This window comes from Methylomonas rivi (genome assembly GCF_024505165.1).
Classification (GTDB): domain Bacteria; phylum Pseudomonadota; class Gammaproteobacteria; order Methylococcales; family Methylomonadaceae; genus Methylomonas; species Methylomonas rivi.
Window position 1 is genome coordinate 1 of record NZ_JANIBK010000341.1, and the last position, 896, is coordinate 896.

The window sequence follows — 896 nt, forward strand, 5'->3', positions numbered from 1 at the left end:
TGGCGAATCTCGGCTTTGCCGATCTCCAGCGCGGTCAAGCCGGATTCGACGCTGGCGCCCGGGCCTTTGCCGCGCGGATAGCGCACCGAGGCCGGACCCGGATAATGGAAACCGGTGGTCAGCATTTGCCGGCATTCGTTCTCGTCGGCCGGGGCCATCACCAGCAGGTTCGGAATGCAGCGCATGTAACTGAAATCGTAACTGCCGGCATGGGTCGGCCCGTCCGGCCCCACCAGACCGGCCCGGTCCAGCGCAAACAACACATCCAGATTCTGCAAGGCCACATCGTGTATCAATTGATCGTACGCGCGTTGCAAGAAGGTCGAATAAATCGCCACCACCGGCTTGGCGCCCTGGCAGGCCTGACCGGCCGCCAAAGTCACCGCATGCTGTTCGGCAATCGCCACATCGAAATAGCGTTTCGGAAACTGCTGGGAAAACTTCACCAGACCCGAGCCCTCGCGCATGGCCGGGGTAATCCCCAGCAGGCGCTCGTCCCGCGCCGCCATGTCGCATAACCAGTTGCCGAATACTTCGGTGTAGGTCGGGTGCGGCGACGGCGCCGACTTGGGCAGGGAATCCTGGCTGGGGTCGAAGGCGGGCACGCCGTGGTACGCCAGGGGGTCTTTCTCAGCCGGCGCATAGCCTTTGCCTTTCTTGGTCACCACGTGCAAAAACACCGGTCCGGAAATGTCCTTCAGGTTCTCCAGCGTCGACACCAGCATGTCGACGTCGTGGCCGTCGATGGGGCCGAAATAATTGAAGCCCAGTTCCTCGAACAGGGTGCCCGGTACGATCATGCCTTTCACGTGCTCTTCGGTCTTGCGCGCCAGTTCCCACACCGACGGCATGCTGGCCAGGGCTTTCTTGCTTTCTTCCCGTACCGACGAATACAG

Annotated in this window: 1 protein-coding gene; it reads right to left on the minus strand. The window is 61.8% G+C overall.

The genetic code is table 11. The annotated features are described in order from the left end of the window. Positions 1–896, minus strand: an 896-nt coding sequence (locus NP596_RS21615) for a 1-deoxy-D-xylulose-5-phosphate synthase N-terminal domain-containing protein (protein ID WP_305891846.1), incomplete at both ends; no start/stop codon positions are given.